The following is a 4,222-nucleotide window of genomic DNA, read 5'->3' as shown; positions in this document are numbered from 1 at the left end:
CTCCACCAGCCAGCGGGGGTCGATCTCGAACGCGGTGGCGTAGGTCTGCTTGAGGTCGTCCGGGATGCGGTCGATCTGCTGCACGCTGCCGTCGTAGTACTTGAGGTCGTTGACCATGACGCTGTCCCAGAGACCGTGCTCCTTGAGATCGGCGACGAGGTAGGGGTTGACGACGGTGAACTCGCCGGACAGGTTCGATTTGACGAACAGGTTCTGATAGGTCGGCTCGATGGACTGGCTGACACCGCAGATGTTGCTGATGGTGGCCGTCGGGGCGATGGCCATGCAGTTGCCGTTGCGCATGCCGATGGTCGTGACGCGTTGGCGCAGCGCCTCCCAGTCCAGGGTCGCGCTGGTGTCCATCTGCAGGTAGCCGCCGCGGCCCTCCTCCAGCAGGCGGATGCTGTCGATGGGCAGCACACCCTGGCTCCACAGGCTGCCGCTGAAGCTCTGGTAGCGGCCGCGCTCGTCGGCCAGGTCGGTGCTGGCCTCGATGGCGTAGTAGCTCAGGATTTCCATGCTCTGGTCGGCGAACTGCACGGCGTCCGGGCTCGCGTAGGCGATGCCGAGCTTATACAGCGCGTCCTGGAAGCCCATGATGCCGAGCCCAACCGGGCGGTGGCGCAGGTTCGATTTGCGCGCTTGTGGCACGTTGTAGAAGTTGTAGTCGATGACGTTGTCCAGCATCCGCATGGCGGTGCCGACGGTCTTCTTGAGCTTGGCGGTGTCGAGCCCCTGGCTGCCCACGTGATTGGCCAGGTTGACGCTGCCGAGATTGCAGACGGCGATCTCCTGGTCGTTGGTGTGCAGCGTGATCTCGGTGCAGAGGTTGGAGCTGTGCACCTGCCCCACGTGCTGGTTGGTGTAGCGCAGGTTGCAGGGATCTTTGAAGGCGATCCACGGATGGCCGGTCTCGAACAGCATGGCGAGCATCTTGCGCCACAGGTCTACGGCCTTGATGCGCTTGTGCACGCGCAGCTCACCGCGGGCGGCGCGCTCCTCGTAGGCGGTGTAGGCGCGCTCGAAGTCCTGGCCCATGCGATCGTGCAGGTCCGGGGTCTCGTCCGGCGAGAACAGGGACCACATGCCGTCCTCGGCGACGCGCTTCATGAACAGGTCCGGCACCCAGTTGGCGGTGTTCATGTCGTGGCAGCGGCGGCGGTCGTCGCCGGTGTTCTTGCGCAGGTCCAGGAACTCCTCGATGTCCACGTGCCAGGTCTCGAGGTAGGCGCAGACGGCGCCCTTGCGCTTGCCGCCGTTGTGCACCAGGGCGGCGGCGGTCATGTAGCTCTCGTCGCCCTCCACCTGGAGATCGTGCACCCAGGCCAGCGGTGCGATCGGCTCGACGGCCTTGACGCGGGTGAAGACCCAGTTGCCGAGCCGGAACCAGTTCTGCTTGGTGAGCGCCGGCACGCCGAGCAGGTCCGCGATGATCGGCGCTGCCGGGATGCGCAGGTCGAAGGTCCGGGTGGTGCCGGTGAAGGACAAGACGCTGCCATCGGCGCGGGTGCCTTGGTGTGCACTGTCGCGCTCGCGGTACTGGCCGGCGCAGGGGATGCCCAGGCGCAGGAGCTGGTAGCGCAGGCCTTCGGCGAGCGGCGCGGAGATGCTGGTGAAGTAGATCTCCTTGCCGCGGCTGATGCCGCCGTCGGTCTCGAGCAGGCCCTGGATCAGCGCCAGCGCCTGGTTGTGGGGCAGGTGGCTGAAGCGGCGTGCGATGCGCTTGTTGCGCGCGGCGTCGTAGAGGTCGTCTTCGGTGAAGGGTAGGGCGGCCTGGTCCTGACCCACCCATTGGCCCGTGGTGGCGCAGCGCGCGAGACCCTTGCCGACGGACCACTTGATCTGGGTGTAAGCGTCGCCGCGTGCGCTTTCCCAGAAGTGGATGTCTCGCTCGGCGAGGTAGGCCCGCACGAAGTCCAGGTGGCCCTGATCGCGGCTGGGGTTGCCGGAAATGCCGAATTCCTGGCCGCGCGTCAGGTGCCCGTCGCCCAGCAGGATGCCGTAGAAGCGGGCATCGGCCTCGGTGAAACCCGCCACAGGTACCACCTCTCCCGGGATCACCTGCGCCACGTAGTCGCCGCGGCCGAGCTGGCCGGCCTCGACCCACTCCGGCTGGAACCGCCCGCTCTCGATCTGCCCCAGCGTGCGCCCGATTGCCTGCTCCTGCGGCACGCCCTGGATGGCCCAGAACGGATGGCCGGCGGTGACGCGCAGGTCATTGACCGAGTGCTTCACCCGCACCCGCACCATGGGCGCGTCCTTCTGGTCGTAGACGAGGTTCTCGGTGACTTCGCGGTAGCGCCCGCGCTGGCCCAGCACCAGGTCGCCGCGCTTGACCTCGGCGATGGGCTTGGGGCCGTCGGCGGTGAACACCGTGGTGTCTGGCGCGAAGCACTGGTTCACCGCCACCGCGGTGTCGTTTGCCACCTTCAGGAAGGGCACGACGCCCTGGGACTTGCCGTTGGTGCCCTTGATGTGTGCGCCCATGCCGCGCACACGGCTCCAGTCGTTGCCCAAGCCGCCGGCGAACTTGCTGAGCAGGGCGTTGTCCTTGATGGCGCCGTAGATGCCGTCGAGGTCGTCCGGCACCGTGGTGAGGTAGCAGGAGCTGAGCTGGGGCCTGAGCGTGCCGGAGTTGAACAGCGTCGGCGTTGAGCTCATGAAGTCGAAGCTGGAGAGCAGCTCGTAGAACTCGATGGCACGCTCCTCGCGGTCGATCTCGTTGATGGCGAGCCCCATGGCCACGCGCATGAAGAACGCCTGCGGCAGCTCGAAGCGCACGCCGCGGTCGGTGTGGATGAAATACCTGTCGTAGAGGGTTTGCAGGCCGAGATACGTGAACTGAAGATCACGCTCCGACTTCAGCGCCGCGCCGAGGCGGGCGATGTCGAAGCGCCCGAGCTGTTTGTCGAGTAGCTCCAGGTCGCCGGCGCGCTGGACATAGGCCGCGAAGTAATCCGCATAGCGTTCGCCCATGTCGGCCTGGGTCTCGACGCCTAGGCCCAAGTCAAGGAAGCCCAGCGCCTCGCGCCTCAGGATGTCCAGCAGCAGCCGCGCCGCGGCCTGGCTGTAGGCGGGCTCGCGCTCGATCATGGCGCGGGCGCTCATCACCAGTGCCTGGCCTACGTCGGCCTCTTTGACGCCGTCGAAGAGGTTGCGCAGGGTGTCCTTGAGGATGGCCTCGGCGTCGACGCCGTCGAGCCCGCGGGCGGCCTCGTCCACCAGGCGGGCCAGGCGCTCGGCGTCGAGCGGCCGCGTGCTGCCGTCGGCGAGGGTGATGTTGATGCCATGCTCGGCTGCGGAGTCCGCGGTGGACAGCATGGCGGCCTTCTCGGCACGCTCGCGGGCGCGAGCGTCGCGGTAGAGCACGTAGTCGCGGGCCACCTTGTGCTCGCCGGCGCGCATCAGCGCCAGCTCCACCTGGTCCTGGATGTCTTCGATGTGCACCGTGCCGCCGCCCGGCAGGCGCCGAGTGAGCGCGCTCGCCACCTGCTCCGTCAGGCGCTCCACCCGGTCGTGGATGCGCGAGGACGCCGCCGCGCTGCCGCCCTCCACGGCCAGGAAGGCCTTGGTCATGGCCACCTTGATCTTGTTCGGGTCGAAGTGCGTCACCTTGCCGTTGCGGCGGATCACCTGCACCCGCCCCGGTTGGTGCGCGCCAATCTCGGCCGTCGTGGCCGGGGCGCCTGGGCTGCTGCCCGGCGCCATGCTGCCGGCGTGGTCGGGTCGATCGGCACTGGCGGTCTCGGCGCGCGTGGCAGCAGTCATGGCATCTCTCCTGGTTTGATGGTGGGCTTCTCGTGCGGCAAGCGAGCCGGGTAGGTGCCGGCCGCGCTGGCGGTAACGTGGCGTCGTGTGGACGACCGCTCGCGTGCGCACGGCTCCGCTGTCAGTGGCTGGAATATATATGTTGTTTGATTGCTGTCAACCACAATATATTGTGGTCAACCTGGTGAGCAAGCCGTTGACAGGCTGTGCGTAACCTGTGGATAAGTCGGTCAGGACGACGCGTGTGGGCGCGCCGTTGCTGGGCTCGGCTGTGGATGACGGCGGTGCACGGTGGCGCGTGGATCGCGGCTTCTGCGCCGCGGCAGCGCTGCCGCCGGGGAGATTTGGATGGGTATTTGTCGGCGGATAGCCGGCAAGGCGAGCGTGGGGAGGGAGAACGACCCCGCGCCCCGCGCGCGGCGCGGTGGGCCACGGGAGCGGCGCGACGAGGTCA

At 67.6% G+C, this 4,222-nt stretch carries 1 protein-coding gene; it reads right to left on the bottom strand.

Features of this window, described 5'->3' with window-relative positions; all coding sequences use genetic code 11:
• Positions 1–3,708: ribonucleoside-diphosphate reductase subunit alpha (locus tag LJE69_RS16480; protein WP_296927114.1), on the bottom strand; the 3,708-nt coding region annotated here is incomplete at its 3' end.
• Positions 3,709–4,222 lie beyond the last annotated feature (514 nt).

Source organism: Thiohalocapsa sp. (genome assembly GCF_022340605.1).
GTDB lineage: Bacteria > Pseudomonadota > Gammaproteobacteria > Chromatiales > Chromatiaceae > Thiohalocapsa.
The sequence above is the reverse complement of the archived record's forward strand: the minus strand, read 5'-3'. Positions and strand labels throughout refer to the sequence as shown.